Origin of the sequence: Methylobacterium sp. J-026 (genome assembly GCF_022829585.1) — a bacterium.
GTDB lineage: Bacteria > Pseudomonadota > Alphaproteobacteria > Rhizobiales > Beijerinckiaceae > Methylobacterium.
Genome location: NZ_JAKSYC010000025.1, coordinates 1 through 25,695, shown reverse-complemented (window position 1 = coordinate 25,695; position 25,695 = coordinate 1). Strand labels below are relative to the sequence as shown.

At 69.8% G+C, this 25,695-nt stretch carries 28 protein-coding genes; 14 read left to right on the top strand and 14 right to left on the bottom strand.

Annotated elements, in window-relative coordinates:
• Nucleotides 1-171: 171 nt before the first annotated feature.
• Entirely contained in the window at nucleotides 172-1,143 is a 972-nt protein-coding gene (locus MKK69_RS00865; protein ID WP_243964771.1) for an HpcH/HpaI aldolase/citrate lyase family protein, read from the top strand.
• Nucleotides 1,144-1,502: 359 nt separating this feature from the next.
• Here MKK69_RS00865 and MKK69_RS00860 read toward each other — a convergent pair whose 3' ends face one another.
• From MKK69_RS00860 to MKK69_RS00845, 4 genes are all read right to left on the bottom strand, one after another.
• Nucleotides 1,503-2,354 (bottom strand): glycosyltransferase family 2 protein, encoded by an 852-nt coding sequence (locus MKK69_RS00860; protein ID WP_243964770.1) that lies wholly within the window; start codon nucleotides 2,352-2,354, stop codon nucleotides 1,503-1,505.
• Nucleotides 2,351-2,944 carry an SAM-dependent methyltransferase gene (locus tag MKK69_RS00855; protein ID WP_243964769.1) on the bottom strand — a complete coding sequence of 198 codons (594 nt, stop codon included), beginning with the start codon at nucleotides 2,942-2,944 and terminating at the stop codon, nucleotides 2,351-2,353. Before MKK69_RS00855 ends, MKK69_RS00860 begins: the two co-directional genes overlap by 4 nt.
• Nucleotides 2,941-3,678 (bottom strand): PIG-L deacetylase family protein, encoded by a 738-nt coding sequence (locus MKK69_RS00850; RefSeq protein WP_243964768.1) that lies wholly within the window; start codon nucleotides 3,676-3,678, stop codon nucleotides 2,941-2,943. The genes MKK69_RS00855 and MKK69_RS00850 overlap by 4 nt, the downstream gene beginning before the upstream one ends.
• A gap of 190 nt (nucleotides 3,679-3,868) precedes the next feature.
• Entirely contained in the window at nucleotides 3,869-4,192 is a 324-nt protein-coding gene (locus MKK69_RS00845) for an XRE family transcriptional regulator (protein ID WP_243964767.1), read from the bottom strand.
• A 221-nt stretch (nucleotides 4,193-4,413) separates the two neighbouring features.
• Here MKK69_RS00845 and MKK69_RS00840 point away from each other — a divergent pair, with 221 nt between their 5' ends.
• Both MKK69_RS00840 and MKK69_RS00835 read left to right on the top strand, forming a co-directional pair.
• Nucleotides 4,414-4,932 (top strand): META domain-containing protein, encoded by a 519-nt coding sequence (locus tag MKK69_RS00840; RefSeq protein ID WP_243964766.1) that lies wholly within the window; start codon nucleotides 4,414-4,416, stop codon nucleotides 4,930-4,932.
• A 94-nt stretch (nucleotides 4,933-5,026) separates the two neighbouring features.
• Complete coding sequence (locus MKK69_RS00835; RefSeq protein WP_243964765.1) at nucleotides 5,027-5,191, top strand: hypothetical protein; 165 nt, start codon at nucleotides 5,027-5,029, stop codon at nucleotides 5,189-5,191.
• A 376-nt stretch (nucleotides 5,192-5,567) separates the two neighbouring features.
• Here MKK69_RS00835 and MKK69_RS00830 read toward each other — a convergent pair whose 3' ends face one another.
• The 3 genes from MKK69_RS00830 to MKK69_RS00820 all read right to left on the bottom strand — a co-directional run bounded on the left by MKK69_RS00830 (nucleotide 5,568) and on the right by MKK69_RS00820 (nucleotide 7,122).
• Nucleotides 5,568-5,849 (bottom strand): hypothetical protein, encoded by a 282-nt coding sequence (locus MKK69_RS00830; RefSeq protein WP_243964764.1) that lies wholly within the window; start codon nucleotides 5,847-5,849, stop codon nucleotides 5,568-5,570.
• A gap of 122 nt (nucleotides 5,850-5,971) precedes the next feature.
• A complete protein-coding gene (ppa, locus tag MKK69_RS00825; protein WP_243964762.1) occupies nucleotides 5,972-6,505 on the bottom strand; it encodes an inorganic diphosphatase in 534 nt (177 codons plus the stop codon).
• A 110-nt stretch (nucleotides 6,506-6,615) separates the two neighbouring features.
• On the bottom strand, nucleotides 6,616-7,122 hold the full coding sequence (locus MKK69_RS00820; protein WP_243964760.1) for a GNAT family N-acetyltransferase: 507 nt from the start codon (nucleotides 7,120-7,122) through the stop codon (nucleotides 6,616-6,618).
• Nucleotides 7,123-7,319: 197 nt separating this feature from the next.
• On the opposite strand from MKK69_RS00820, the gene MKK69_RS00815 reads away from it, so the two are divergent.
• The 3 genes from MKK69_RS00815 (at nucleotide 7,320) to MKK69_RS00805 (ending at nucleotide 8,781) form a co-directional block, all read left to right on the top strand.
• Complete coding sequence (locus MKK69_RS00815) at nucleotides 7,320-8,045, top strand: tyrosine-protein phosphatase (protein ID WP_243964759.1); 726 nt, start codon at nucleotides 7,320-7,322, stop codon at nucleotides 8,043-8,045.
• A gap of 132 nt (nucleotides 8,046-8,177) precedes the next feature.
• On the top strand, nucleotides 8,178-8,342 hold the full coding sequence (locus MKK69_RS00810) for a type II toxin-antitoxin system HicA family toxin (RefSeq protein ID WP_243964758.1): 165 nt from the start codon (nucleotides 8,178-8,180) through the stop codon (nucleotides 8,340-8,342).
• Between the two features lie 31 nt (nucleotides 8,343-8,373).
• On the top strand, nucleotides 8,374-8,781 hold the full coding sequence (locus MKK69_RS00805; protein WP_243964757.1) for a type II toxin-antitoxin system HicB family antitoxin: 408 nt from the start codon (nucleotides 8,374-8,376) through the stop codon (nucleotides 8,779-8,781).
• A gap of 58 nt (nucleotides 8,782-8,839) precedes the next feature.
• On the opposite strand, the gene MKK69_RS00800 is transcribed toward MKK69_RS00805, so the two are convergent.
• Both MKK69_RS00800 and MKK69_RS00795 read right to left on the bottom strand, forming a co-directional pair.
• A complete protein-coding gene (locus tag MKK69_RS00800) occupies nucleotides 8,840-9,697 on the bottom strand; it encodes a prephenate dehydratase (protein ID WP_243964756.1) in 858 nt (285 codons plus the stop codon).
• 23 nt (nucleotides 9,698-9,720) lie between these two features.
• Nucleotides 9,721-10,464 (bottom strand): 3-deoxy-manno-octulosonate cytidylyltransferase, encoded by a 744-nt coding sequence (locus MKK69_RS00795; RefSeq protein WP_243964755.1) that lies wholly within the window; start codon nucleotides 10,462-10,464, stop codon nucleotides 9,721-9,723.
• A 323-nt stretch (nucleotides 10,465-10,787) separates the two neighbouring features.
• Here MKK69_RS00795 and MKK69_RS00790 point away from each other — a divergent pair, with 323 nt between their 5' ends.
• Together MKK69_RS00790 and MKK69_RS00785 are read left to right on the top strand one after the other, a co-directional pair.
• Complete coding sequence (locus MKK69_RS00790) at nucleotides 10,788-11,765, top strand: c-type cytochrome (RefSeq protein WP_243964754.1); 978 nt, start codon at nucleotides 10,788-10,790, stop codon at nucleotides 11,763-11,765.
• 797 nt (nucleotides 11,766-12,562) lie between these two features.
• On the top strand, nucleotides 12,563-13,744 hold the full coding sequence (locus MKK69_RS00785; protein WP_243964753.1) for a multidrug effflux MFS transporter: 1,182 nt from the start codon (nucleotides 12,563-12,565) through the stop codon (nucleotides 13,742-13,744).
• 3 nt (nucleotides 13,745-13,747) lie between these two features.
• Here MKK69_RS00785 and MKK69_RS00780 read toward each other — a convergent pair whose 3' ends face one another.
• Complete coding sequence (locus tag MKK69_RS00780) at nucleotides 13,748-14,251, bottom strand: GNAT family N-acetyltransferase (protein WP_243964752.1); 504 nt, start codon at nucleotides 14,249-14,251, stop codon at nucleotides 13,748-13,750.
• A 180-nt stretch (nucleotides 14,252-14,431) separates the two neighbouring features.
• Here MKK69_RS00780 and MKK69_RS00775 point away from each other — a divergent pair, with 180 nt between their 5' ends.
• Together MKK69_RS00775 and MKK69_RS00770 are read left to right on the top strand one after the other, a co-directional pair.
• Nucleotides 14,432-14,947 carry a MarR family winged helix-turn-helix transcriptional regulator gene (locus MKK69_RS00775; protein ID WP_409564761.1) on the top strand — a complete coding sequence of 172 codons (516 nt, stop codon included), beginning with the start codon at nucleotides 14,432-14,434 and terminating at the stop codon, nucleotides 14,945-14,947.
• 1 nt (nucleotide 14,948) lies between these two features.
• Nucleotides 14,949-15,323, top strand: coding sequence for an antibiotic biosynthesis monooxygenase family protein (locus tag MKK69_RS00770; RefSeq protein WP_243964750.1), 375 nt, complete (start codon nucleotides 14,949-14,951; stop codon nucleotides 15,321-15,323).
• Between the two features lie 28 nt (nucleotides 15,324-15,351).
• Here the strand turns inward: MKK69_RS00770 and MKK69_RS00765 are convergent, their stop codons facing one another.
• Complete coding sequence (locus MKK69_RS00765) at nucleotides 15,352-16,548, bottom strand: MFS transporter (RefSeq protein ID WP_243964749.1); 1,197 nt, start codon at nucleotides 16,546-16,548, stop codon at nucleotides 15,352-15,354.
• A 62-nt stretch (nucleotides 16,549-16,610) separates the two neighbouring features.
• Here MKK69_RS00765 and MKK69_RS00760 point away from each other — a divergent pair, with 62 nt between their 5' ends.
• The 4 genes from MKK69_RS00760 to MKK69_RS00745 all read left to right on the top strand — a co-directional run bounded on the left by MKK69_RS00760 (nucleotide 16,611) and on the right by MKK69_RS00745 (nucleotide 20,207).
• A complete protein-coding gene (locus MKK69_RS00760; RefSeq protein ID WP_243964773.1) occupies nucleotides 16,611-17,411 on the top strand; it encodes an AraC family transcriptional regulator in 801 nt (266 codons plus the stop codon).
• 215 nt (nucleotides 17,412-17,626) lie between these two features.
• On the top strand, nucleotides 17,627-18,238 hold the full coding sequence (locus tag MKK69_RS00755; protein ID WP_243964748.1) for an NIPSNAP family protein: 612 nt from the start codon (nucleotides 17,627-17,629) through the stop codon (nucleotides 18,236-18,238).
• 293 nt (nucleotides 18,239-18,531) lie between these two features.
• The gene (locus MKK69_RS00750) at nucleotides 18,532-18,966 is read left to right on the top strand and encodes a TadE/TadG family type IV pilus assembly protein (protein WP_243964747.1); all 435 of its coding nucleotides are present in this window, start codon (nucleotides 18,532-18,534) and stop codon (nucleotides 18,964-18,966) included.
• On the top strand, nucleotides 18,966-20,207 hold the full coding sequence (locus MKK69_RS00745) for a pilus assembly protein TadG-related protein (protein ID WP_243964746.1): 1,242 nt from the start codon (nucleotides 18,966-18,968) through the stop codon (nucleotides 20,205-20,207). The genes MKK69_RS00750 and MKK69_RS00745 overlap by 1 nt, the downstream gene beginning before the upstream one ends.
• A gap of 29 nt (nucleotides 20,208-20,236) precedes the next feature.
• Here MKK69_RS00745 and MKK69_RS00740 read toward each other — a convergent pair whose 3' ends face one another.
• The 3 genes from MKK69_RS00740 to MKK69_RS00730 are packed head-to-tail and all read right to left on the bottom strand — an operon-like array spanning nucleotide 20,237 to nucleotide 25,108.
• Complete coding sequence (locus tag MKK69_RS00740; protein WP_243964745.1) at nucleotides 20,237-21,340, bottom strand: microcin C ABC transporter permease YejB; 1,104 nt, start codon at nucleotides 21,338-21,340, stop codon at nucleotides 20,237-20,239.
• Between the two features lie 4 nt (nucleotides 21,341-21,344).
• On the bottom strand, nucleotides 21,345-23,198 hold the full coding sequence (locus tag MKK69_RS00735) for an extracellular solute-binding protein (RefSeq protein WP_243964744.1): 1,854 nt from the start codon (nucleotides 23,196-23,198) through the stop codon (nucleotides 21,345-21,347).
• Nucleotides 23,195-25,108, bottom strand: a complete 1,914-nt coding sequence (locus MKK69_RS00730; RefSeq protein WP_409564760.1) for an extracellular solute-binding protein — start codon at nucleotides 25,106-25,108, stop codon at nucleotides 23,195-23,197. Before MKK69_RS00730 ends, MKK69_RS00735 begins: the two co-directional genes overlap by 4 nt.
• Nucleotides 25,109-25,695 lie beyond the last annotated feature (587 nt).

Here is a 25,695-nt window from a genome sequence, read left to right as displayed (position 1 = left end):
CCCTCCCCCGCAGAGGGGGGAGGGGGACGCGCGGGTGTCATGAGCCGATGGAGCAGACCGAAACGCATCGCCGCGCCCTGTCAGGGAACCCTACGCGCGCCATTTGCCGCCGATGAACGGGATTGCATCCCGCAACGGCATCAGAACCGTCACCAGGAGAGAGAACCCAAGATGAGCTTCACCCTGATCCAGCAGGCCAAGGCCCGCCTGCACCGCTCGGAACTCGCCGTCCCCGGCTCGAACCCGACCTTCATGGAGAAGGCGACCTCCTCGGCCGCCGACGTGATCTTCCTCGATCTGGAAGACGCCGTCGCCCCCGACGACAAGGAGAAGGCCCGCACCAACATCATCCAGGCGCTCAACGACCTGGATTGGGGCAGCAAGACCATGATGATCCGCATCAACGGTCTCGACACCCACTACATGTACCGCGACGTGGTCGACATCGTCGAAGCCTGTCCGCGGCTCGACATGGTGCTGATCCCCAAGGTCGGCGTGCCCCAGGACGTCTACGCCATCGACGTGCTGGTCACCCAGATCGAGCAGGCCAAGAAGCGCGAGAAGAAGCTCGGCTTCGAGGTGCTGATCGAGACCGCCCTCGGCATGGCCAATGTCGAGGCGATCGCCCAGTCGTCGAAGCGCCTGGAGGCGATGTCGTTCGGCGTCGCCGACTACGCCGCCTCGACCCGCGCCCGCTCCACGGTGATCGGCGGCGTGAACCCGGACTTCTCGGTGCTCACCGACAAGGACGAGGGCGGCAACCGCCAGACCCACTGGCAGGACCCGTGGCTGTTCGCCCAGAACCGGATGCTGATCGCCTGCCGCGCCTACGGCCTGCGCCCGATCGACGGCCCGTTCGGCGATTTCTCCGACCCTGACGGCTACACCTCGGCGGCCCGGCGCTGCGCGGCGCTCGGCTTCGAAGGCAAGTGGGCGATCCACCCGAGCCAGATCGATCTGGCCAACCAGGTCTTCACCCCGTCCGAGGCCGAGGTGACCAAGGCCCGCCGTATCCTCGAGGCCATGGAAGAGGCCGCCAAGGCCGGCCGCGGCGCCGTCTCCCTCGACGGCCGCCTGATCGACATCGCCTCGATCCGCATGGCCGAGGCGCTGATCGAGAAGGCGGATGCCATGAAGGGCTGAGCCAGCGAGGACGCCCGACGTCGATTGCGCCTCTCCCGGGCGCGTCGGTACGGGTGTCCCGCGGGCTTCACCAGCCCGTCCGTGATTGGCCGCACGCGGCCGGATGCGGCCGGGAGTTGAACGAATGGTTATCGTTCTGACGATCGCCAGAAAGGTAAGCGGCGAGTGGAGCTTCACCCTCCGCCTCGCCGCCCATCCGCTTTTCTGGACATGGCTAAACCCTAACGGGTGATCGCCAGGAGCCGGTGTAGCCATCACCGGCTCCACTTCCGAACATAGGCGAAGTCTCCCGCCTCGCCAAGAATCAGCGCGCGCAGCGCCGATTTCTCCTGCTCCCCAATGGGGAGGGACGGTTTCGTTCAGAACGGCCGGTCGCCCGGCAGCCGCGCCGCCGCCATCTCGTCCGGCGTCGGGTCGCGGTGGATCACGATCCCCGCGCGCCAGTCCGCCGCGATCAGGCCGAGCCGGGCGAAGCCGTCGAGCCAGCCGTCCATCGGCCAGAACCCGTGCCGGGCGTGGAAGCGGCCGGCATTGGCGACGATGTCGCGAAAATGCTGGAGCGGCGGGTCGAAGCCCGGGTGATGCTGGTGGTAGGCCTTCGGGCCGCCGAGGAACAGGATCGGCACCCCGGCCGCGTCGGCCCTGAACGCCAAGTCGGTATCCTCGGCCCCATAGCCGGAAAAATCCTCGTCGAAGCCGCCGAGCCGGTCATAGGTGGCGGCGCGCACCGCGAAGGCCAGCGACCAGAACAGGCCCGGCTGCGGCGCCGGCGCCACCACGCCCGGCGGCGGAAAGGCCCGCACCGGATGCGGATGTCCGAGCCGCTCCAGGTCGGCCTCGTGCCAGCCATCGCCGACCGCACCGGCCGGCAGATAGCCGATGGCGCAGCAGATCAGGCCGTCGTGTTCGGCCGCCGCCCGCGACAGGCCGGCCACGAGCCCCGCCGAGGGGATGCAGTCCACGTCGAGGAAGATCAGCGTGTCGGCCGTCGTCGCCCGGCGCCCGGCGTTGCGCGCCGCCGCGAGCGGCAGGCCGTCCCGCGGGAAGGGCACGCGCTCCACCGGGAAGGGCAGGGCGGGCAGGGGCGCGTCGTCGCCACCGATCTCCACGACGATCGCGGCATCGGGCGGCACGCCGCGGCCGAGCCCTTCGAGCAGGCGGATGAGGTGCGGCCGCCGCCCCTTGTTGAGGGTGATGATGGCCGTGCTCACGGATCGGGTCCAGCGCGCAGGACGTCGATCCGATACGCCTCCGTCCGCGACTGGTGCAGGACCCGGGCGAAGGGCGCGGCGAGCCGGATGAACGCCTCGGCGGCCCCGTCGCCCGATTGCGGATAGTCGGTCTCGCCGAGCCAGTGCACCAGAACGAGATCGCCCCCGGGTGCGATCGCCGCGCCGGTCCGGCGCACAACCTCGGACAGGTCCGGGGCTGCGAGGAAGTACAGGACTTCGCCGAACACGATCAGGTCGAATTGGCCGACCGGCCAGTCGGCCGGCACCGCGCCCTGGCGGATCTCGATGCCCGGCCGGTCGGCGCAGCGGGCCTGGGCCGCCTGGGCCGCCGCCGGGACCAGCTCGGTGGCGAGCAGCCGGTCGCAGCGCTCGGAGAGGGCGCGGGTGAAGACGCCGATCGAGCAGGCCGGCTCGAAGGCCGTCTGGTAGTGCGCCCGGGGCAGGGCAGCCAGCGTCGCCGCGTATTTGTCGCGCTCGTAGGCCGAGGTCGTGAAGCCCCAGGGATCCGGATCGCTGGCATACATCCCGGCGAAGTAATCGTCCGGCAGGGTCTCGGTCCGGCGGTTCATGCGGGGATTGCCACGAAGCGCTCGTAGGGGCCGCAGAGCCGGGCGATCATGTCGGGCTCGAGCCGGAAACCTTGCGGATCGTCCGAGATCAGGTCCGTGGTCTGCGATTCGTGCGCCGCGACCGCGCGGGCCTTGGTCTCGCGATAGGCGGTGACGTCGAGGCGCAGACCCTCCGGCGCCGCGCCGACCTCGGTCCCGAGCGGCAGGGTCCAGCCCCAGACCGGATACTCGTAGACCCGCACCCCCGGCATCCGTGGCCGGGCCAGGGCGACGATGGCGGCGGCCGCCCTGTGGTCGCAATGCGGGTCGTTCCGCCAGGTCACGAACGCGGCGCCGGCGCCGCAGGCGGCGGCGGCCTGCGCGACCGCCGCGGCGGCGGCCTCGGCGACCGGCCCATCGCTCGGCACGTGCGCGTCGGGCAGGCGCAGGAAGGTCACGTCCTCCGCCCCGAGCCCGAGGATCGCCGCAGCCCGCACGGTCTCCGCCTCGCGCAGGGCGCGCAGCGCCTCGGGCGGGTAGAGGCGGGAATGCGTGTGCGAGCCGCAGCCGTCGCTGATTACGACGAGATGCACGCGCCGCCCGTCCGCCCGCGCGGCCGCGATCAGGCCGCCGCAGCCGAGGCTCTCGTCGTCGGGATGCGGCGCGACGACCACCAGGCCGCTACCCCCAACCAGCGTGTCGAGGCTCGCCACGGGCAGTGCGTCGGTGGCCGCCAGGAAGGCGTCGGCGCGCATCAGCGGGACGCCGTTTGGGCGGGGACTATCGCGGAACGCACGGCGCTCTGGGACGGAAGACGGGGGAGAGAGGTCACGGATCGCTCCGGGGCGGCACGCGGGTTCGTGCCCCCCGGCTATCGGACCGGGCGCCTGAACGCGCCATGAGCGGCGCGTTCGGCTGGCCGTCGTGGCCTGTCGAGGCGGGGCGTCACCGATCGTTCTCGGTGGTGAGCCCGCCGAGACGGGTCCCCTCGTCGGTGCCCGACTCGCTCGCCAGATGGACGCCGGGGGTGGGCGACTCGGTGAAGACCACCCCGGCCGCGCCGAGCGCACTCCGTACGGCCTCGATCTGCCCGCTCGGCGCATCGCCGTAACCGCCCTCGAAATCGCGCACGAAGCGCTCGTCGAGACCGACCTTCGCGGCCAGATCCGCCTCGGACCATCCGAGCAGCCCCCGGGCCGCCCGCGACTGCGCCGGACTCATCGCGCGCGCGCTCGCCCCGCTCTGCGGGCCCTCGTCCGATCCTGCCAAGGTCACTCTCCCGATCCGCGATGTTCGACAACGGCCGCCGGCGCGGATCGTTTCCGGGCGGTCGCGGCGAGGCCCGACCATAATTGTGCTGAATTCCTGTCGCATCCGCCAAGGCGCATGGATTCGGAACCGCCCCTTGGGGGGCGGTCCCGCGCGGCGGGCGCGGGATATCCGGATCCGGAATGGCCTGCGCGCGGAGCGCGCGACATGGGGACTGAACGATGAGAGGGGCGCTGATCGCGACCTTGGCCTGTGCCGTTCTGGCCGCGGACCTGTCCGCGGCGACGCAGGCGCAGGCCCAGATGGGGGGCGGGTCTCCCACCGGATTCGGCAAGGGCAACCGTCGTCCCGGCGGCGAGGACGAGAAGAAGCCTCAATACGTCCCGGGGGCGAAGGCCAGCGAGAAGATCTTCCCGCTGGATTCCACCTGGACGGCCGTCAGCCTCAACGGCAAACCGTTCACCGGCGGGGATCGGCCGAGCTTCATCATCGACAAGCAGTACCGCGCCCGCGGCTACGGCGGCTGCAACACCTTCGCGGCCACCGCCTTCCCGCTCAAGGAGCAGCACATCGCCGTGGGCCCGCTCGCGCTCACCAAGAAGAGCTGCGATAAGGGCTTGGCGGCCACCGAACAGGCCTTCTTCGTCGCCCTGCGCACCTCGGCGGTGTGGGACCTGGTCGGCTCTCAACTGGTGCTCAAGAGCCCGAACGGCGAACTGAAGTTCGACCGCGCCCTTTAAGGGCCCGTTCACCACGTCGGACGAAGGCGGGCGCCGATTCAGACCGTCTTGGGGACCTTAGGGCATCACGCCTCCAGTATTGCGGAGGTGACGGATGCTAATCGGGATCGGTATCGGGCGCGGCGCCGACCTGCGCCCCGGGGTGATGCGGAGCCCGCGATCCTCGGGCCCGGACGGGTTCCACCCCGGTGCCCTGTGGCTCGCCGCCACCGTGCCGGTGCTGGCCACCCTGCTCCTCGTCGTCCGGCTCGCGACCTGACAGCACGAGCCGTCTCGTCACACTCCGATCACGGGGCGCCGGAGGGCTCCTCGGACGTGTCCTGTGCGTCAGCGCGGGCCGGCTCGGCCGGCGCCTTCGGCATCGTCACGGGCGGAAACAGCGTCGCCAAACCCGCGGCGACACCGTACAGGACCGGGTCCGCGTTCAATCCCGCCCGCGGTGGTTGAAGATCACTCGTCCGCATCATTCGCTTGCGGGCACCGCGCGCGTTCGCGAGCATCTGACCGCACCCTCATCATCTGTCGATCAACACGTCGAACATGGTCAATGCCGCGTGCCGCGATTCGTTGCCGCGGGCCGTTGATTTTTCGCGCCGGGACCCTGTCGCTGCCCGATCTCGGGGCGCAGCGTGCGCTCAGCCGCGCCGGCGCAGGACGGTGACCGGCGCCTCGGGCGGGCGGCAGGCGGCCGGGACCACGCTCATGATCGCCGCGCTCGGACAGCGCGCCCGGCAGCTCTCGGCGGCCTCGATCTGATCGCGGCCGCAGGCATCGGCGAAGCAGAAGGTCCCGAGATCCTCGCAACTGGCCCGGAAGCCGTCGAGCGGCGGCGCAACCGCACCCAGATCCGCGGCCGTCGCGGCGCCCTGGCTCAGCAGGAGCCCGACGAGGCCGATCGATGCGCGCAGCCGGGCCATCCGTAAACTCCATCCGCGCCTCGCGCGCGGCGGCAGCCTTAGCATCGGCGGTCGCACCCTGCCATGCCGGCGGCCGGCGATCGCTGCCGCCGGCCCGGGGGGACGATGCCCGTGGACGCGGCTTACGCCTTGGCCTTCGCCCGCTCGATCGCCTCTTCGATCAGCCGGTGGGCCTCCTCCTTGTCGCCCCAGCGGACGAACTTGACCCACTTGCCGGGTTCCAGGTCCTTGTAGTGTTCGAAGAAGTGCTGGATCTGCTGGATCGTGATCTCGGGGAGGTCGGTGTAGTTCTCGACCCGGTCGTAGCGCTTGGTCAGGTGGCGCGAGGGCACCGCGATGACCTTCTCGTCCTCGCCGCCCTCGTCCTGCATCACCATCACGCCCACGGGCCGCGCGCTGATGATCGCCCCCGGCAGCACGGCGCGGGTGTTGGCGACCAGCACGTCGCAGGGGTCGCCGTCGCCCGACAGGGTGTGGGGGATGAAGCCGTAATTCCCCGGGTAGAACATCGGCGTGTACAGGAATCGGTCGACGACCAGCGCACCGGATTCCTTGTCCATCTCGTACTTGATCGGCTCGCCCCCGAGGGGCACCTCGATGATCACGTTGACGTCGTGAGGCGGCTTCTTGCCGAGCGGGATGGCGTCGATCTTCATGGCGTGTCGCTTCCGGATCCGGGCTTCTGAGTTTCCCAGACCTCTTAGAGACGCTGCCGGAACTTGCAAATCCGTCGTTGCCGCGCTCCGGCAACGAGTGCCGGAAAACGTTAGCCGAACAGGAAGCCGACCTTGGGCAGGGCGATTCCGGCCATGCGATCGAGCACCCGCGGGCCGGGCCGGCCCCCGAGACCCTCATAGAAGGCGCCGGCGCGGGCATTGTCCTCCAGGCTCCACACGCCGAGCCGCGTCAGGCCGTGATCGCCGAGATCGTTGCGGACCGCCCGGAACAGGCGCCGGCCCAGGCCGACGCCCTGGTATTCGGGAAGGAGATACAGCTCGTCGATCTCGGCCTCGGTGCCGAGGCTGCGGCTGCGCGTACGTCCATAGGCCGCGTAGCCGACGACCCGATCGGCCGTCTCCACCACGGCGATCGGCCGCCCGCGACGCAGGGCGCCGCGCCACCACGCCCGGTCCCGATCGGCGATCAGGCGCTCCAGGGCGACGCCCGGAATGATCCCGCGATAGGCCTCGCGCCAGGACGCATCGAACACCTTGGACAAGTCGCCGAGATCGGCCTCGCGGGCCCGGCGGATGCTCGTGGTGCGCGTGCTCATGGGCTTCCGGCCTCCCCTCATCCGACCGACGGATAACCCGCGCGGTCCGCCCAGGTTCGATGCCGATCCGGGCGGAGTGAAGGCAAGAACGACGCCGAAACCCAGGCGGCCACGGGGCGCGGCCGGTTCGGCGGTGAATTGCCGGCCCCTCGGCCGGCTGATAGAGCCCGGCGCTCGTTCCCCGCGGCAGCACGGCCTTGTTCAACCGCTTCCTCAAGCCCGAGACGCGCTACGCGCGGCGCATGGCCCGAATCGCCCGCTTCGAGCGGCCGATCGCCGGCCCCGGCGACCGACTGAAGGCCTGGGCCAACATGCTGCTGATCGACCACGGCGTGTTCCGCCTAGCCTATCTCAACCGGCACCGGGTCGGCACGGGGGCGCTGTGGCGCTCGGCCCAGCCCGGCCCGCACCAGCTCGCGCGTTTCCGGGCCGAGGGCGTGCGCACGGTCATCTCGCTCCGCGGCGGCCGCGAGCACGGATCGTGGCCGCTGCAGCGGGAGGCCTGCGAGCGCCACGGGCTGAGGCTCGTGGAGTTCGTGCTGCGCTCCCGGGAGGCGCCGGACCGGGCGACCATCCTGGGCGCCAAGGCGTTCTTCGCGGGCATCGAGTACCCGGCCGTGATGCATTGCAAATCGGGCGCCGACCGGGCCGGCCTCGCCTCGGCCCTCTACCTGATCCTGCACGAGGGCCGCCCGGTCGCCGAGGCGGCCCGGCAGCTCTCGGCCCGCTACGGCCATCTCCGCTTCGCCAAGACCGGCATCCTCGACGCGTTCTTCGCCCGCTACCGCGCCGAGGGCGAGGCGCAGGGGATCGACTTCCTGACCTGGGTCGAGACGATCTACGATCCAGAGGCGCTCAAGCGCGACTTCCGGCCGGGCTTCTGGTCGGACCTCGCCGCGGACCGGCTGCTGCGGCGGGAGTGAGCCTCACGGGTCTCGGCCATCAGATGCGCCGACATCTTGCAAGGATTACACACCCGTTCCACATTCTCACCGGGTTGCCGGGTGCGGCGGGCCAAGGGTGACGCGTGCGGGGACGGCGTGGACTCGAAAGACTTGATCCGCACGCTCGAGGGCGCGGGCTGGGTTTGGCATTCGACGACCGGAAGCCATCGGCATTTCAAGCATCCGTCCAAGCCTGGAAAGATCACTATCCCGCATCCCAAGAAAGACATGCACCCGAAGACGGTCAAGGCCATCCTTAAGGCGGCCGGTCTCTAGAGTTTGTTTCCACGGGCAGAGGCAAACAGACATGAACGGCTATATCGGTCTCATGCACCCGCCAGCCGGCGTCTCCGAGTGGGGCGTCACGTTCCCGGACGTTCCGGGATGTGTGTCGGCAGGTACGAGTTTCGAGGTGGCGGCCGAGTCGGCGCGCGAGGCCCTGTCCGGCCATCTCGCCATGCTGATCACGGACGGGCTGGCACCGCCGCCTGCGCGCACGCTGGCGGAGCTCCGTGCGGATCCGTCCGTGGCGGAGGAACTGGAGGACGCCATGGTCCAGCTCATCGCCCCGCGACGGGTTCCGGGCGAGCGCGTGCGCGTCAACATCATGATCGACAAGGGATTGCTGCGGCTGACCGACGAGGCGGCTGAAGCCCGGGGCCTCAGCCGTTCGGCCTTCATCGAGGCGGCTCTGGTCAGCGCGGCTGGCAGTTAGCGCATCGCTGCGGAAGCTGGTTGCCGGCTTTCGGGGCGATGCGCGGGCAGACGCTACGTCACTCCGCCGCCGGCCGCGCCGCCTCGCGGAACGGGTGGGCCCTGTAGGTGCCGATCACCCGCACCTCGCGGGAGAAGAAGCCGAGCTCGTCGAGGGCCCGGCTGAGGCCCGGATCCTCGGGATGGCCGTCGACCTCGGCGTAGAACTGGGTGGCGGTGAACTCGCCGTCCATCATGTAGCTCTCGAGCTTCGACATGTTGACGCCGTTCGTCGCGAAGCCGCCCAGCGCCTTGTAGAGGGCCGCCGGGATGTTGCGGACGCGGAACACGAAGCTCGTCACGCAGGGCTCCGTCCCGGGGGCGACCGGGTCGGCCTCCGGGGAGAGCACCACGAAGCGGGTGGTGTTGTGCGCCTCGTCCTCCACGTCCCGCTCCAGGATGTCGAGGCCGTAGACCGCGGCGGCCAGCGCCGGCGCCAGCGCGGCCCGGCTCGGATCGCCCAATTCCGCGATCTCCCGGGCCGCGCCGGCGGTGTCGCCCGCCACCACGGCCTTGAGGCCCAGGCGGCGGATGAGCCGCCGGCACTGGCCCAGGGCGTGGACGTGGCTGTGGACGCTGCGCAATCCTTCGGCCGAAGCGCCGGGCAGCACCATCAGCTGGAAATGGATCGGCAGGAAGTGCTCGGCGACGATGTGCAGGGGCGAGGTCGGGATCAGGTGGTGGATGTCGGCGACGCGGCCCGCGATCGAATTCTCGATCGGGATCATCGCCCGCCGGGCCCGGCCCTCCGTGACCGCCGCGAAGGCATCCTCGAAGGTGGGGCAGGGCAGGGGCGTCCAGTCCGGATACGCCTCCGCGCAGATGATGTGCGAGTTGGCCCCGGGCTCCCCCTGATAGGCGATGGTGCGGTCGGTCATGGCGGTGGGATTCGTTCGCGAGGTCAGTTCAGGCGCCGGCCCCGGAGCAGGGCGCGGGCGCGGTCCAGGTCGGCTTGGGTGTCGACGCCGAGCGGCAGATCGTCGACGATGACGGCGTCGATGCGCATGCCGGCCTCGAGCGCCCGCAGCTGCTCCAGCTTCTCCCGCTGCTCCAGCTCGCCCGGGGGCAGGGCGACGAAGCGGCCGAGCGCCGTGCGCCGGTAGGCGTAGAGGCCGATATGGTGCCAGAGCGGCCCGTCGCCCCAGGGGGCGCGGGCGCGGGTGAAATAGAGGGCGCGCAGCCGCCCGGGGCCGACCTGGTGGCCGACGAGCTTGACCACGTTCGGGTTGTCGGCCTCGTGCGGATCGGTGATGGCCGCGCAGAGGGTGACGATGTCGACGGTGCGGTCGGCCAGCGGCAGGATGGCCGCGCCGATGATCGCCGGGTCGATGGTCGGCAGGTCACCCTGCACGTTGACGACCACGTCGTGGCGGCCCTCCGGATCGACGCTCTCCAGGGCCTCGGCGAGCCGGTCCGAGCCCGACGGGTGGTCGGCCCGGGTCATCACGGCGATGCCGCCCGCCGCCTCCACGACCCGGGCGATCTCCGCCGCGTCGGTGGCCACCACCACGGGGCCGATCCCGGCCGCGACCGCGCGCCGCCAGACATGGACGATCATCGGCTCGCCGGCGATATCGGCCAGCGGCTTGTTCGGCAGGCGGGTCGCCGCGAGACGCGCGGGGATCAGGACCAGGGGATCGGACATCGCGTTCGGACCCGACGATTCGCAGCGCGGGCAAGGGCCGGACGGCCGCACCGCATGCGGGGCCGGCTGCTTATCAGGCCGGCCCCCCGTTGTCGTCCCCCAGAGCCGGAGAACCCGAATGGCGAAAAGATGCCGTTCGGTGACAAGCTTGACGATTCACCGGCATAATTCTGCGCCGCAGCGCCGCGGGGGCCGCCGCCGGCATTGTCAGGTGCCGCTGCGAACGGCTAAGGCAACTTCGAAATCTTCCAAATGTCCGGCGTCCGAATGCGCTCGCTCGTGATCAGGCGCGCGACGGGCCCGGGCCGAGACGCGAGTAGAGCATGAACGCGTTCGAGGTGAACAAGGTCCTGGGCGCGGTCCTCGGCGCCCTGCTGTTCGCGGCCGGATCGGGTTTCGTCGCCGAGTTGATCTACCACCCGCGGCCGGCGGGCAAGGCCGGCTACGACCTGCCTGAGCCGGAGCCGAAGACCGCTGAGGCCGCCCCGGAGGCCAAGGTCGAGCCGATCGCGGTCCGCCTCGCCAGCGCCAATGTCGAGAAGGGCGAGGCCGGCACCAAGGCCTGCCATGCCTGCCACAACTTCGAGAAGGGCGGACCGAACAAGGTCGGGCCGGCCCTGTACGGTGTCGTCGAGCGGCCGAAGGGGGCGCATCCGGGCTTCGAGTATTCCGCGGCCATGAAGGAGAAGGGCGGCGCCTGGACCTACGCGGAACTCGACGAGTTCCTCACCAATCCGAAGGGGTACGTGAAGGGCACCAAGATGGCCTTCGCCGGGATCGCCTCGCCCCAGGAGCGCGCCAACGTCATCGCCTACCTGCGCTCGAACGCGGAGGATCCGAAGCCGCTGCCGGCCGTCGAGAAGACCGAGGCGCCGGCACCTGCGGCCGCCCCCGCGGCGGCCAAGCCCGCGGCCGCTGAACCCGCGGAGGCCAAGCCCGCGGAGACACCGGCCGACAAGCCGACCGCCGCCAAGCCGGCAGCCTCCAAGGCGTCCGAGGGCAAGGACAGCCCGGCCAAGCCGGCGGATACCAGCACGGCCAAGCCGGTCGAGGAGAAATCCCCCGGCAGCCCCCGCGCGCCCAGCGAGTCCAGCGACCGCAATGCGCCGTCGCCACCGGCCGGCGCCCATGACGGCGACCAGCAGGGCCAGCCGTCGAGCGCGATCCCCGCCGAGCCGACCGCCCCCGCGGCGCCGGCCGCCAAGGAGCCGCCCGCGCAGGCCAATCCCGAGGCGGTCGACCGGGCGAAGGATCTCAACATCACCGTCCCGAGCAAGGACCCGAACGCGCCGAAGCCGTAGGGCCGCACCGGTGCGCGGGCGGCACCGGGCTGCAGCGATCAAGTGGCGAACACATCCCGCCTGATTCGCCCGGGCACGCCGTCTGATTGCAACCGCGGATCCGTGCCGGTGATCTCGGCCCTTTGACCCGGAGCGATGGTCCCAGCCGCAGGGGACGGTGCGCGCCGCCGGATCCCCTGGGCCAAAGGCTCGACGGGCCCTGTTTCCAAGGTGTTTGTGCTGGGTGCGGGAATCGCGATTCTGGCTGCAACATTGTCAGACAGCAGCGTGGTGCCTCTTCATCCTTGTGGACTTGCGGATTCATGGATGGAGCTGGGGGGCACACGGGTGCTGGATGAGGGCCGCGGGTCCCCTGTCCCGGGGGGGCCTGTCGCGCCGTCCCGAGCCGAGATGTGACCATCCTGGCTCTTGTGGGAAGGAGAGCGCGTCTGGCCGGTGTCCCAGCACCTCCGGAAACGCCGTGACAGGCCTGGCTCGACGGGCGCCACCGGCTCGGCGCCGGCGAGCGCTGCGCGGGCCGGTCGCCGCATGGGGGCGGATACAGGACGCCACAGCTCCGTAACTGTCCTGCAGGGCCCCGCCCGGTCCCCGACCCGGCCTCGCGACCGGCTCGAAGCCCGGCGTCCCGGCCCATGCGATCGGCGGGCGGATCGGCCCCCCGCCCTCCGCCGATGCCATGCGGTCCGGCGCGCCGGCCCTCGATCCGGCGCAGGGCGCGGGGCGCCGGGCCCGACCTTTGCCTTTCGGCGGCCGCGACCCACCATTCGGCCGGGTCGGAGAACCGTGAAGGAGTGGCCTTGCCAGAGCGAAGTCTCAGTTCCGGGGAGCGCCCAGCGCCCCTGCCGCTGCTGGTCGCCGTGACCATGACCGGAACAGTCGCGCTGCACATCTTCGTGCCGGCGCTCGCCGCCGTGGCCGCGGATCTCGGCACCAATGCGGCCGGCGCACAGCTCACCATCACGGTCTACCTGATCGGACTCGCGGGCGGCCAGCTGCTCTACGGTCCGCTCTCAGACCGGTACGGGCGGCGCCCGATCCTGATCGGGGGCCTCGGCCTCTATCTCGCCGGGCTGCTGCTGGCGATCCCGGCGCCGAATATCGGCGTGCTGCTGGTGGCACGGGTGCTTCAGTCCCTCGGGGCCTGCGGCTCCCTGGTGATCGGCCGGGCGATGGTGCGCGACGTCTCCACCCGCGAGGATGCAGCCCGGAAACTCGCGATTCTCACCACGGCGATGACCCTCACCCCGGCGCTGGCGCCGGCGATCGGCGGGGTCGTGAACGAGGCCTTCGGCTGGCGGGCCGTGTTCGTTGTGCTCGCCGGCCTCGTGGCCGTGCTGGGGGCCCTGGTGGTGTTCAGACTGCCCGAGACCAACCGGCACAAGGTCGCGCTGCCCGGCTTCGTCGCGGTGCTGGCCGGCTACCTGCGGCTGGTGCGGATCCCGGTGTTCCGCGCCTACCTGGTGGCGGGGGCCTGCGGCGGCACGAGCCTCTACGCGTTCCTGGCGGTGGCGCCGTTCCTGCTCGTGGACCGGCTCGGCCGCTCCTCCCAGGAGGTCGGGTTCGATTGCCTGATGGTGGTGTTCGGCATGGTTGGCGGAGCGATGCTGGCCAGCCGCCTCGCCGCGCGGGTGCCGATCCGCAGGGCGGCGCGCCGCGGCAATCTCCTCTGCATCGCCGCGGCCTTGGCCCTGCTGCTCGTCGATCGGACCGGCCAGCTCGGCGTCGTCAGCCTGATCGCGCCGCTCTTCGCCTACGCGGTCGGCGTCGGCCTGCTCAGCCCGAACGCGGTGGCGGGCCTGATGAACGTCGATCCGCACGCGGCCGGCTCCGCCTCCAGCCTGTACGGCTTCACGCAGATGACCTTCGGGGCGCTGTTCACGGCCGCCGCCTCCGCCTGGCCCGCGACCACGGCCACGCCGGTGGCGCTGGCGCTGCTGGCCGCCGGCCTGATCGCGGCCCTGGCGCTCCGGCGGGCCTGACCCTCAGGCGCGCACCGGTTCCACGAGGCCGGAGACGCCGTCGCGGAACCCGTCGGTGAGTTCCAGCCACAGGAGGCGCGCCGGATCGACCGGGCCCGGCAGGGCCAGCCGCCCCGGCGGCACCGGCGCGAAGCCGAAGCGGGCGTAGTAGGGCGCGTCTCCCACGAGGAGCACCAGCCCCTCGCCCGCCTGCCGGGCCGCCTCGATCGCCGCGCGGGCCAGGGCGGTGCCGATGCCGCGGCCCGCGAAGCTCGGATCCACCGCCAGGGGGCCGAGCATCACGAAGCGCGTCGGACCGGTCCGCACCGGGCCCATCCGCACCGAGCCGACGAGGAAGCTGCCCACCGACGCGGTGACACCGAGGTCCCGCCGCTCGGCCGCCCCCTCGCGCAGGCGATAGGCGGCGCGGGCGAAGCGGCCCGGGCCGAAGGCCCGGCCCTGGAGCCGGGCGATGGCGGGGGCGTCCTCCGGCCGCTCGGGCCGGATGACGAGGGAGAGGGAGGTCACGGGCAGGCTCACGGGGTCGGACGATGGCCGCGTAGCAGCGTCGGCACGGCCCGGCAAACGGCAGCGGCGGTCCGGCGCCACTTCACGGCCCGGGATGGCCGGACGCCCCGGAACCGACCTGTCAATTTGACAACACATTGTCAAATTGACAGCTTGATGCCTTCATGTAGGATGGCCGCCATGAGGCAAGCGGGCGCCCCCAGTGCCGAAGTCCGGAGCCGTCGCCGCGCAGCGCTGACGGACCTGATTCTCGACGTGTTTCGGCTGAACGGCGTGCTGCTCGCCTCCGGCGACGCCCTGGTCGCGGATCTCGGGCTGACCAGCGCCCGCTGGCAGGTGCTGGGGGCCATCGCACTGGCGCCGGCCCCGCTGCCCGTGGCGCACCTCGCCCGCACCATGGGATTGACCCGGCAGGCCGTCCAACGCTCCGTCGACGAGCTGCGCGCGGACGGTCTCGTTCGCCTGGAGCCGAACCCCCACCATCGGCGCGCCGCGCTGGTGAGGATGACGGAGCCGGGCGAGGCCGCCTACCGCGCTGCGAGCCGGCGCCAGGAAACCTGGGCGGATGCCCTGGCCGCCGACCTGCCGCCCGAGATCATCGAGGCCGCCGACGGTCTCCTGCGTGCCCTACGGGCTCGCCTCGCCGGTCCCGATCCGTCCCCCGCCACCGCACCGGACACCCTGGAGACGTGCTGACATGCCGACATTCATCGAGACCGACCGCACCGTAACGCTGGAGGATCAGCTCAAGGATGGCGGCACGGACGGACCCGTCGTCCTCGTCAACACCTTCGTCGTGCCGCCCGCGGAGGCCGACCGCTTGCTGGCCGCATGGCGGGCCGACGCTGCGGTCATGAAGCGGCAGCCGGGGTTCATCTCGACCCAGCTGCATCGCGGCATCGCCGGCAGCGGCGCGTTCCTGAACTACGCCGTGTGGGAATCGGTCGCCCAGTTCCGGGCGGCGTTCGCGAATCCGGAATTCCGGGCGCAGCTCGCCGCCTATCCCGAGGGCGCGACGGTCAGCCCGCACCTGTTCCGGCCGATCGCCGTTCCAGGCATCTGCGTCGCTTGAGACCGGGCCGCGCCCTCCGGCGCCGCCGCTACTCCGCCGCCGCCAGGGCAGGCCGTGCGCCGGCCTGCGTCGACTTCAGGAAGCCCAGCGCCGAGAGCCAGATCACCGCGCCGCAGGCGGCCGCGATGCCGAGCACCAGGGCGAAGCCGCCGCGGTCGTGGAGCACCGCGATGGCCGGTACCACGAAGCCGCTCGCCGTGAAGCCCACGAAGTAGCGCACGCTGTAGGCCCGCGCCCGGTAGGCGGGTGGCACGTAGCGGGCGATCATCGCGTCGTTGATCACCACCTGCCCATAGATCGCCGTCATGGCCAGCACGAGCCCGGCGAGCAGCGGCAGGCCGGTGGAGAGCGCGGCGATCCCCAGGCCTAACGGTTGCAGGATCGAGAGCGCCACGAACAGCGCCGGCAGGCTGTAGCGGTCGATCAGCCGGCCCATGGCGAGCTGCATCAGGGCCCCGAACAGGAACACCACGGTGGCGAGCGACCCGATCAGCGCCAGGGGCAGCGCGTGGCCGACACCCTCGTCGATGACCTTGGGCAGGCTGATCGTCGTCAGGTTGAAGGTCAGGCCGCCCGCGAAGATCGCCACGGCGAACATCGCCATCAGCGCCCAGGGCCGGGTCACCGGGATCACCGCCGCGCCGCCGGCCTTCTTGGCCGAAGCCTCGCCGTCGCCCGGCACCAAAGCCACGAAGGCGGCGCCGCAGGCGAGGCAGACGAGGCCCGGGACCACGAAGGCCGCGCGCCAGCCGACCGTTGCGGCCAGCAGGGCGGTGACGCCCGAGGCCGAGGCCGCGCCGAGATTCCCCCAGACGCCGTTGAGGCCGAGATCACGCCCGAGCCGGCTCGCATGGGTCACCAGCATGGCCGAGCCGACCGGGTGGTAGATCGCCGAGGCGAGGCCGAGCACGCAGAGCCACAGGGCGAAGCCGAGCGGGGTCGAGGCGCTCGCCACGCCGAGGCAGGACAGGCCGTAGCCGAAGAAGAACAGGGCCAGCATGGTGCGCCGCCCGAACCGGTCGGCCAGCGAGCCCATCGGCAGGGAGCACAGGCCGAAGGCCACGAAGGCGCCGGTGGCCAGCCCGATCAGCTCGCCGTAGCCGAGCCCCGTCTGGGCCGCGATGGCGATGACCGCCGTCGGGTAGATCAGCAGCACGAAATGGTCGAGGGCGTGCGCGACGTTGACGAAGCGCAGGGTGCGGCGGGACAGGGTTGTGGGATCCATCGCGGCGTATCCTCCGGGATCCGACCTTGATAGCCTGGCCCGATGGCGGTGTCGGGCCGGATATGGATGCGAACGGGCCATTCTCGACGGCGGTGCCGCGCTCGACTGCGGCGGCCGACTATCAGCACGTGCCCCGCCCGGTCGCGGTCGTCCGCAAGCCCCTGGCGGCGGGAAGCGAGACCGGGCTGCACCACCATTCCCGCGCGCAGCTGCTCTACGCCACGACGGGGCTGATGACCGCTTCGGCCGAGGACGGCACCTGGATCGTTCCGGAGGGCCACGCCCTCTGGATCCCCGCCTGCCTGCCGCACGCGACGGTCGCGCACGGGCCCGTGGCCCTGTGCACGGCCTATCTCGACCGGACCGTGGTCACGACCTTCCCCGACACCTGCCGGGTGGTGGCGGTATCGCCCTTGCTGGCGGCCGCCCTGGTGGCCCTGGCTGAGGAGCCGGTGCTCTACGCGGTCGACGGCCGCGGCGGCCATCTCGCCGCGCTGGTCCTCGACGAGATCGGCCGCGCCCCGGCGACGCCGCTGACCCTGCCGCTGCCGCGCGATCCGCGCCTGCGCCGGGTCTGCCTCGGCCTCATCGCGGATCCGGCCTCCGAGGCGGATCTCGATGCCTGGGCCGACCGGGCCGGGGCGAGCCGGCGGACGCTGACCCGGGGATTCCGGGCCGAGACGGGCCTGAGCTTCGGCGACTGGCGGGCCCGGGCCCGGGTGATCCGGGCGCTCGCCCTCACGGCCGAGGGGCGGCCGCCCCGGGCGGTGGCGGCGGCGGTGGGCTACCGGAGCGGGCAGGCGCTGCGGAGCACGGTGATGCGGCTGCTGGGGCCGGCGGGTGCCCGCCAACCGCCCGCCTGATCCGTGTCGGCACGGAGAAGCGATCCCGCTTTCACCGCGCGGCGTGGCGACCGAGGGTACGTACCCGTCCCGGCCGCCGGTTCTGGTGCCGCCGTCCTTGCGTGCGGAGCCAGGCGATCCCGCGGGCCAGGCTGTCGACATCGTGCCGGGCTGGGCCGCTATGCTGCGCGCCGGATGCCGCATCACCGGACGGCGCCAACCGGGACAAGCGAACCATGCTCTACGAACTCGCGACCTTGTCCTGCCCGCTGCTCGCCGTCGGCGAGGTCTGCACGCGGGCGCGGAACTGGGCCGCCGAGGCGGAGGCCGGGACGCTGCTTGGCTGTTGGCGGACCGAGATCGGCACCCTCGGACGGGTGCTCGTCCTGCGCGGCTTCGACACCCCCGAGGCGATGACCACGGAGCGGCGGCGCGCCCTGATGAGCGCCGCGCCGTTCCACGTCGGCGATCTGCTCACGGGTCTGACCATGGACAGCTACGCACCGTTCCCGTTCCTGCCGCTCGTGCGGACCGGCCCGCGCGGGGGCGTCTACGAGGTCCGCACCTACCGGCTCCGGCCCGGCGGCCTCGCACCGACGCTGGCGGCCTGGGAGGCGGCGATGGGGCCGGCCCGGACCTACACCGCCCATCTCGTGACCAACCTGTACGCCCTCGACGGCGCACCGCGGATCACGCACATCTGGGCCTTCTCCAGCCTGGAGGAACGGGCGCGTCTGCGCGGGGAGGTCTACGCGTCCGGCCTGTGGCCGCCGAAGGGCGGCCCGGGCCAGATCCTCGAGGCGACCTCGACCATCGCGCTGCCGGATCCCGGCTCACCCCTGTCGTGAGCGGCGCGCCGTGAGGATTGGTTCTGCGGCTCGACATCCGCCCGGCCGTCCGGTGTCGGCTTGCCGCATCAGGCGGTGAACGAAATCCGGAAACCAGGTGGATCTTACCGCTGACACCTCCGGGACTCCGGGTTGCAACACGCTCACGGTTCGGGGGCCTACAGAGCGGTCGAGGCAATTCGCCGATCGGGCACTGCAACCTGAGGGCGAACAATTATTGAATACAACTAGAAGTTAGTATTTTGGTAAGGGAAGGCGTATAGCGATGACCGCTTCCGCAAGGCTGATTTCGGATGAAGAAATCATACCACTTTGCCGTTTGGCTGCGTAGGGCTCCAATCACCGCATTCGGCCGCAAAGCGAATGCTTCGATTGCCGTCGAATTTGCGCTGATATCACCAATATTGATTGCGATGATTGGCGCTTTGATCGATTTCAGTTTCATATATTACACGTTCAATTCCGCACAACAGAGTGGTTGGCAAGTCGCTCGACAGGTCGCGATTGGACAATTGCAAGCGACGAATGCCGCCTCGACCGTGCGGAATCAATTGCCCGCCTGGGTTCAATCGAAGGCTGTAATTCCACCCGTCGTCCTGTCGAATGGTATCTATACTGTAACGGTAACGATCGCCATCTCTGACGCCACGCCGATCAAATTTCTCAAAACGGTCTACGGACCTTCGACATTGACGACAAAAGCGTCGTTTATTTCGGAGGGGGGCTGATGAACCTTGCGAGGAGCCGGTCCGGCGGGGTGTCGATCATCTTTGCGTTGATCCTGCCCGTCGCGATGGGATTGTGCGCGCTGACCTTCGACCTCGCCAATCTTCGGTACAATCAGGCGCAACTGCAATTGGCGGCCGATGCCGGAGCCCTCGCGGGGGCGGATGCGATCAGCAATCCGGCAACGGCGAAAGCGAGCGCGGCTCAGCTGGCGCAGATGAATGCTCCGCAAGGCGCGTCAAACGTGGTCGGTGCGTCCGATATCGATCTCGGTATCTACGACGCGTCGAGCCGAGCATTTCAGGTCACAGCGTCGAATCCGACCGCAGTCCGCGTGAAGACGTCCCGTGATTTCGCGCATGGAAACGCGATCCAGGGGGTCTTTACGAGAGCGATCGGCCTATCGAGCGGTTACTCAGTCCACGCTTCATCGATTGCCACCGCATCAACAAGCACATGCCTTTATGCGCTGGATCCATCTTCCTCCGGCGCCGTGCAATTCGTTGGCGGCGTGACGTTCACCTCCAGTTGCGGGTTACAAGTCAACTCGAGCAGCAACAGCGCCATTACCACGGTCGGATTGTATACCGTCAACGTCAGTAAGATCTGTGACGTCGGTGGCTATCTATCGCTGGGCGTGGGCGTCTTCACGCCCAATCCGACAACCGGATGTTCCGCGAAAACAGATCCCCTGTCGACCATCCCCGAGCCGGCTCCTTTCGCGAATTGCCAAAACTCGAACGTCACGGTGATCGGAGGGGTCCTCAATCCGGGATGCTATGCGGGAACGATCACCATAATCGGATCTGTAACCCTCAATCCTGGAATTTATCAGTTGCAGAGCGCGACTTTAAATCTTCTGGGGGGATCAATTCTCCAGGGCGACGGGGTCATGATCTACCTCGATTCGGCATCGAGATTCACGATGATCGGCCTGGCGTCGATCAATCTCACTGCCCCTCCGAACGGGGTCTATCAAGGGATCGTCGTCTTCTATTCTCGATCGGCGGCAAATTCGGCACTGAACTTGATTGGTAGCAGTTCGATAAGCCTTAACGGTACCATCTACGCCCCGTCGACCAATTTGACACTGACTGGACTCGGCGCGATCCAGTCGAATTACGGATATCTCATCGTCAACAAGTTGATCGCGACGGGGCTTGGCGTGATGAAGTTCAATGCCTTTCCGTCCAATCCGCGGCGTCCGCCCGGATTGGTCAGCCGATCCAAGCTGGTCCTCTGACGGCCGCGGGCTGATGCCGCTGGGTCTTCTCACGTCGCCCGCGCGGAAAAATCGATCCGCGGGTCGATCCAGACGTAGATCAGATCCGACAGCAGGTTCACCGCCAGTCCCAGGAGCGAGAAGATGTAGAGGGTGGCGAACACCACCGGATAGTCGCGTCCCACGATCGCGCGGAACGACAGCTCACCCAGGCCGTCCAGCGAAAAGATCGTCTCGATCAGCAGCGATCCGGTGAAGAAGGCCGAGATGAAGGCGCCCGGGAACCCCGCGATCACAATCAGCATGGCGTTCCGGAAGAGGTGGCCGTAGAGCACGCGCTGCTCGGACAGGCCCTTCATCCGGGCGGTGAGCACGTATTGCTTGCGGATCTCGTCGAGGAACGAGTTCTTGGTGAGCAGGGTCGAGGTGGCGAAGGCGCCGATCACCAGGGCGGTCAGGGGCAGCACCATGTGCCAGGCGTAGTCGGTCAGCTTGTGCCAGGGGGAAAACCCCTCCCAGCCCTCGCTGGTCAGGCCGCGGAGCGGGAACCACTGGTAGAGCGAGCCGCCCGCGAACAGGATGATCAGCATCAGCCCGAACAGGAAGCCCGGGATCGCGTAGCCGATGATCACCACGAAGGAGGTCCAGCGGTCGAAGCGCTCGCCGTCCTTCACGGCCTTGCGGATGCCCAGCGGGATCGAGATCGCGTAGGACAGGAGGGTCATCCACAGGCCCAGCGAGACCGAGACCGGCAGGCGTTCCCGGATCAGCTGGATCACCGTCACATCGCGAAAGTAGCTGCGGCCGAAATCGAACCGGACGTAGTCCCACAGCATCTTGGCGAAGCGCTCCGGAGCCGGCTTGTCGAAGCCGAACTGCTTCTCCAGCTTGGCGATGAAGTCCGGGCTCAACCCCTGCGCGCCGCGGTAGCGGGAACTCGCCTCCCCGCCGCCGGCCGGCCGGCTGCCGCCGCCGAGGTCGCCGCCGCCGCCGGTCACGCGCGACATCGTGCCGTCGCGCTGGCCCTGCAGCTGCGACAGAACCCGCTCCACCGGCCCGCCCGGGGCGAACTGCACGATGGTGAAGGTGATCAGCATGATCCCCAACAGGGTCGGGATCATCAGGCCGATGCGGCGCAGGATGTAGGCGATCATCGCGTCAGTCCCGCCCGATCCGCTTGGCTTTCCCGGCGTCGAACCACCACGTCCCCGGGGCGCCGAGGTCGTAGGTCGGTGCTTTGGCCGGACGGCCGTAGACGTCCCACAGGGCGAGGCGGTGGGTGGAGCCGTACCACATCGGCACCCAGTAGCGCCCGGCCCGCAGCACCCGGTCGAGGGCCCGGCACGCAGTGGTCAGGTCCGCCCGGGATTGGGCGTCGGCGACGGCGGTGAGCAGCGCGTCGATCGCCGAGTCCGCGATCCCCGACAGGTTGTTGGACCCGGCGGTCCCGGCCGACCGGGACCCGTAGGTCTCGCGCAGCTCCGCCCCCGGGGTCACGCCGCTGCCGTAGCGGCGCGCCGTGACGTCGAAGTCGAACTCCTTGAGGCGGGCCTCGTATTGCGACGGATCGACGGTGCGCAGCGTGGCCCTGATCCCGAGCAGGCCCAGGTTGCGGATGAAGGGTTGCGTGACCGCCTGGAACACCGGATCGTTGTCGAGGAATTCGAGGGTCAGCGGCTGCCCGCCCGGCAGCAGGAGGCTGCCGCCCTGCCGGGTGCCGCCGGCCTCGCGCAGCAGCGCGTCGGCACGCTTCAGCAGCGCCCGGTCCTGGCCCGACCCGTCCGAGACCGGTGGGGTCCAGGCCTCGCCGAACACCTCCGGGGGGAGGTCTTTCAGGGGCTCCATCAGGGCGAGTTCCGCGGCGGAGGGTTTGCCCGTCGCCTTGAGATCCGAATTCTCGAAGAACGAGGCGGTCCGCGCGTAGGCGCCGTACATCAGGTTGCGGTTCGACCACTCGAAGTCGAAGCACAGGCCGATCGCCTCGCGCACGCGCGGATCGCGGAACGCCGCGCGGCGGGTGTTGATCCACCACCCTTGCGTGCCGCTCGGCCGCGAATCCGGCACCGTCTCGCGGACCACGCGGCCCTCGGCGAGCGCCGGGAAGTCGTAGCCGGTGGCCCAGACCCGGGCGGTGAACTCCTCTCGGAACGTGAAGGCGCCGCTCTTGAACGCCTCGAACGCCACGGTGCGGTCGCGAAAATACTCGTAGCGGAGGGTGTCGAAGTTGTTCTGGCCGACATTCACCGGCAATTCGGCGGCCCAGTAATCCGGAACCCGTTCGAGCCCGATGGAGCGGCCGGGATCGACGGTGCCGACCCGGTAGGGGCCCGAGCCCAGGGGCGCTTCCATGCTTGAGGCCTCGAAGTCACGGGTGCCGTAATAGGCAGCGGAGAAGATCGGCAATTGCGCCACGAACAGCGGCAGGTCCCGGGCGCGGCCGGCTGTGAAGGTGACGACCAGCCGCTCGTCGCCCTCGGCCCGGGCATCGGTCATGGCGCGGATCACCTCGGATATCTCCGGGTGGCCCTTGTCGCGCAGGAGCTTGAGGCTGAAGGCGGCGTCCCGCGCGGTGAGCCGCGAGCCGTCATGGAACCGAGCCTGCGGACGGAGGGAGAACGTGTAGGTCAGCCCGTCCGGGCTCGCCGCGACGGCGCGCGCCACCAGCCCGTAGACCGCGTCCGGCTCGTCCAGCGCGCGGACCATCAGACTGTCGAAGGTCAGGTTCATCCCGGCGGCACCCTCGCCACGCAGCACGTAGATGTTAAGCGTGTTGAAGGTGTTGAGCGCCTGGTTGCCGATGGTCGCCGCGAGCTGCGCCGAGAAGCGCCCCCCGCGCGGCGCGATCGGGTTCACGTAGTCAAAATGCTCGAAGCCGGGCGGATACTTCAGCTCGCCGAAGCTCGAGAGGCCGTGGCGCTCCGCGTCGGCTGCCAGGACTGGCCGGACCGTGGCAAGGGCGCCCGCGCCGAGGAGGAGGGCCCGCCGGCTCGGGGGCCAGGGGGCGCCGGTCAACGGGGCGCCCCGGTCTTGGCCGCGAGCTTGTCGTCGTACCACCACGTCGTCGGGAAGCCGGAACTGGCATAGAGCGGCAGGATCGCCGGGTGGGCGAACCGGTTCCAGCGCAGGGTCCGCTGCTGGTTCGAGGACCATTGCGGCACCACGTAATCGTGGGCCAGCAGCACCCGGTCGAGGGCCCGGGTCGCCGCGATCACCGCCGGCCGGTCCTTGGCGAAGATCACCTTCTCGATCAGCGCGTCGATGCCGGGATCCTTGATCCCGATCAGGTTGCGCGAGCCCGGCTTGTCGGCCGCCGCAGAGCCCCAGTATTCGCGCTGCTCGTTGCCCGGCGAGAGCGACTCGCCCCACGAGGTCGTGGTGATGTCGAAGTCGAAGTTGCGGATCCGGTTCTGGTACTGCGCCGCATCGATCACCCGCAGGGTGGCGTCGATGCCGATCAGCTTCAGCTGCGCCGAGAACGGCAGGATCACCCGCTCGAAGGTGTTCTGGAACTCCAGGAACTCGACGGTCAGCGGCTCACCCGTCGCCTTGTTGACCATCTTGCCGCCGCGCAATTCGTAGCCCGCCTCGCGCAGCAGGCCGACCGCCTCACGCAGGTTCTTCCGCACGGCGTCCTGCGTGTCGTTCGTCGGGTTGGCGTAGGGCGTGGTGAAGACCGAAGCCGGGATCTTGTCCTTGACGCTCTCGAGCATCGCCCTCTCGTCACCCTCCGGCAGGCCCGAGGAGGCGAGTTCCGAGCCGAAGAAGTAGGAATTGATCCGGTTGTACAGGCCGTAGAACAGGGCCTTGTTCATCTCCTCGTAGTTCATCGCCAGGTTGAAGGCTCGGCGGATCCGCGGATCCTTGAACTTGTCCCGGCGGGTGTTGAACGCGAAGGCCTGCATGATGCCCATGCCGCGGTCGGGGAACGCCTCCTTGATCAGGCGCCCCTCCTTCACCGCCGGGAACTCGTCGTAGGCCGTGGCCCAGTTCCGGGCGATGTTCTCGACGCGGAAATCGTAGAGGTCGCCCTTCAGCGCCTCGACCAGCACGGTGCCGTCGCGAAAATACTCGTAGCGCTCCGTGTCGAAGTTGTAGTGGCCGGCATTGGCCGGGAGGTCCTTGCCCCAGTAGTCGGGCACGCGGGTGTAGGTCGCGCTGCGGCCCGGGTCGAACTTCGCGAGCCGGTACGGGCCGGAGCCCAGCGGCGGCTCGAGCGTCGTCTCGGTGGGGTTGCGCGGCTTGCCGCTCGAGTCCTTGGCGGTCCACCAGTGCTTGGGCAGGACGCGGAGCTGCCCGATCACCTGGGGCAGCTCGCGGTTGCCGGTCTCGGTGAAGGTGAAGGTCACCTCGTGCGGCCCGGTCGCCTCGGCCTTGGCCACCGTCTGATAATAGGCGGCGTAGAACGGGCTGTTGGCCTTCAGCACGTCGAAGGACCAGACCACGTCCTCGGGGGTGATCGGCCGGCCGTCGTGCCAGCGGGCGTCCTGGCGCAGCCGGTACGAGACCGAGCCGAGATCGGGGGCGATCCGCACCGCCTCGGCGATCAGGCCGTAGGAGGTGAACGGCTCGTCCGAGGACTGGGTCATCAGCGGATCGTAGATCTGCTGGATGCCGCCTTCGAGGTCGCCCTTCAGGCCGGAGACGATGATGTTGAAATTGTCGAACCCGCCCTGCGTGCCGAGGCGCACGAGGCCGCCTTTGGGGGCGGCCGGGTCGGCATAGTCGAAATGGGTGAAGTCGGGGCCGTATTTCGGCTGGCCCATCAGCGTGATCGCGTGGGTCCACTGTCCGGTGGCGGCGGGCAGGGTCGCCGGCGGCGACGGCATCGCGGACGGCTCCTGCGCGCGGGCCGGGGCGAGCTGGAGGCAGGCGGCGAGGAGCGTCGCGGCGAGGAGGCGTCCGGTCACGGTCTGCGCTGTCACGGGCGGGCTGTCTCCGTTGTGTCGGGGCGCGGGCATTCGCTCAGCCTCTTAGGCCGCGGGAGCCTCGCGCGTCGAGCTTGCACGCGCTTCGGTGCCACGGGAGGCGCGGTTTCTCCCTCCCCCCTCTGCGGGGGAGGGCGGCCCCCGAAGGGGGTAGGGTGAGGGGAGCGACGGTGCAGAAGGAAGCGCTGGCCTTCATGAAGGTCGCGCCCTGTCCTGACGCCTGGTTCCCCTCTCCCGACCCCTGCTGACGCAGGGGCCACCCTCCCCCGCCGAGGGGGGAGGGGGTGCGGCGGCCACTGGGGTGCGATCATGACCGACGCCTCGAAAAAGCCACCCGCCGAGCATAGCCGTCGCAGCCGCGGCGGAAGCCCCGGTCAGTAGGACGCGTCGGCTCAGAAAGCGGCTCATGCCCGGGTCTTCCCGGTAACGGGTGCCGGCTCGAGTTAGGAGAGGCCAGGACCGGAACAATTCCAAAGCTTGCCTTCGAATTTTTGATTCTGACGGCAGCGCGCAGCGGTGAAGTTTTCGGCGCGAGATGGACGGAAATCGGTTTTGAAAGCGCGACATGGACCATCCCGGCCGCT

What these genes read in the sequence shown, in the direction of transcription:
- MKK69_RS00760 (WP_243964773.1), top strand. Translation starts at nt 16,611, where the DNA reads ATGGATGCGAACGGGCCATTCTCGACGGCGGTGCCGCGCTCGACTGCG.
- MKK69_RS00840 (WP_243964766.1), top strand. Translation starts at nt 4,414, where the DNA reads ATGAGAGGGGCGCTGATCGCGACCTTGGCCTGTGCCGTTCTGGCCGCG.
- MKK69_RS00770 (WP_243964750.1), top strand. Translation starts at nt 14,949, where the DNA reads ATGCCGACATTCATCGAGACCGACCGCACCGTAACGCTGGAGGATCAG.
- MKK69_RS00740 (WP_243964745.1), bottom strand. Translation starts at nt 21,340, where the DNA reads ATGATCGCCTACATCCTGCGCCGCATCGGCCTGATGATCCCGACCCTG.
- MKK69_RS00835 (WP_243964765.1), top strand. Translation starts at nt 5,027, where the DNA reads ATGCTAATCGGGATCGGTATCGGGCGCGGCGCCGACCTGCGCCCCGGG.
- MKK69_RS00855 (WP_243964769.1), bottom strand. Translation starts at nt 2,944, where the DNA reads ATGAACCGCCGGACCGAGACCCTGCCGGACGATTACTTCGCCGGGATG.
- MKK69_RS00800 (WP_243964756.1), bottom strand. Translation starts at nt 9,697, where the DNA reads ATGACCGACCGCACCATCGCCTATCAGGGGGAGCCCGGGGCCAACTCG.
- MKK69_RS00795 (WP_243964755.1), bottom strand. Translation starts at nt 10,464, where the DNA reads ATGTCCGATCCCCTGGTCCTGATCCCCGCGCGTCTCGCGGCGACCCGC.
- MKK69_RS00745 (WP_243964746.1), top strand. Translation starts at nt 18,966, where the DNA reads ATGAACCTTGCGAGGAGCCGGTCCGGCGGGGTGTCGATCATCTTTGCG.
- MKK69_RS00820 (WP_243964760.1), bottom strand. Translation starts at nt 7,122, where the DNA reads ATGAGCACGCGCACCACGAGCATCCGCCGGGCCCGCGAGGCCGATCTC.
- MKK69_RS00805 (WP_243964757.1), top strand. Translation starts at nt 8,374, where the DNA reads ATGAACGGCTATATCGGTCTCATGCACCCGCCAGCCGGCGTCTCCGAG.
- MKK69_RS00755 (WP_243964748.1), top strand. Translation starts at nt 17,627, where the DNA reads ATGCTCTACGAACTCGCGACCTTGTCCTGCCCGCTGCTCGCCGTCGGC.
- MKK69_RS00865 (WP_243964771.1), top strand. Translation starts at nt 172, where the DNA reads ATGAGCTTCACCCTGATCCAGCAGGCCAAGGCCCGCCTGCACCGCTCG.
- MKK69_RS00750 (WP_243964747.1), top strand. Translation starts at nt 18,532, where the DNA reads ATGAAGAAATCATACCACTTTGCCGTTTGGCTGCGTAGGGCTCCAATC.
- MKK69_RS00830 (WP_243964764.1), bottom strand. Translation starts at nt 5,849, where the DNA reads ATGGCCCGGCTGCGCGCATCGATCGGCCTCGTCGGGCTCCTGCTGAGC.
- MKK69_RS00765 (WP_243964749.1), bottom strand. Translation starts at nt 16,548, where the DNA reads ATGGATCCCACAACCCTGTCCCGCCGCACCCTGCGCTTCGTCAACGTC.
- MKK69_RS00775 (WP_409564761.1), top strand. Translation starts at nt 14,432, where the DNA reads ATGAGGCAAGCGGGCGCCCCCAGTGCCGAAGTCCGGAGCCGTCGCCGC.
- MKK69_RS00850 (WP_243964768.1), bottom strand. Translation starts at nt 3,678, where the DNA reads ATGCGCGCCGACGCCTTCCTGGCGGCCACCGACGCACTGCCCGTGGCG.
- ppa (WP_243964762.1), bottom strand. Translation starts at nt 6,505, where the DNA reads ATGAAGATCGACGCCATCCCGCTCGGCAAGAAGCCGCCTCACGACGTC.
- MKK69_RS00790 (WP_243964754.1), top strand. Translation starts at nt 10,788, where the DNA reads ATGAACGCGTTCGAGGTGAACAAGGTCCTGGGCGCGGTCCTCGGCGCC.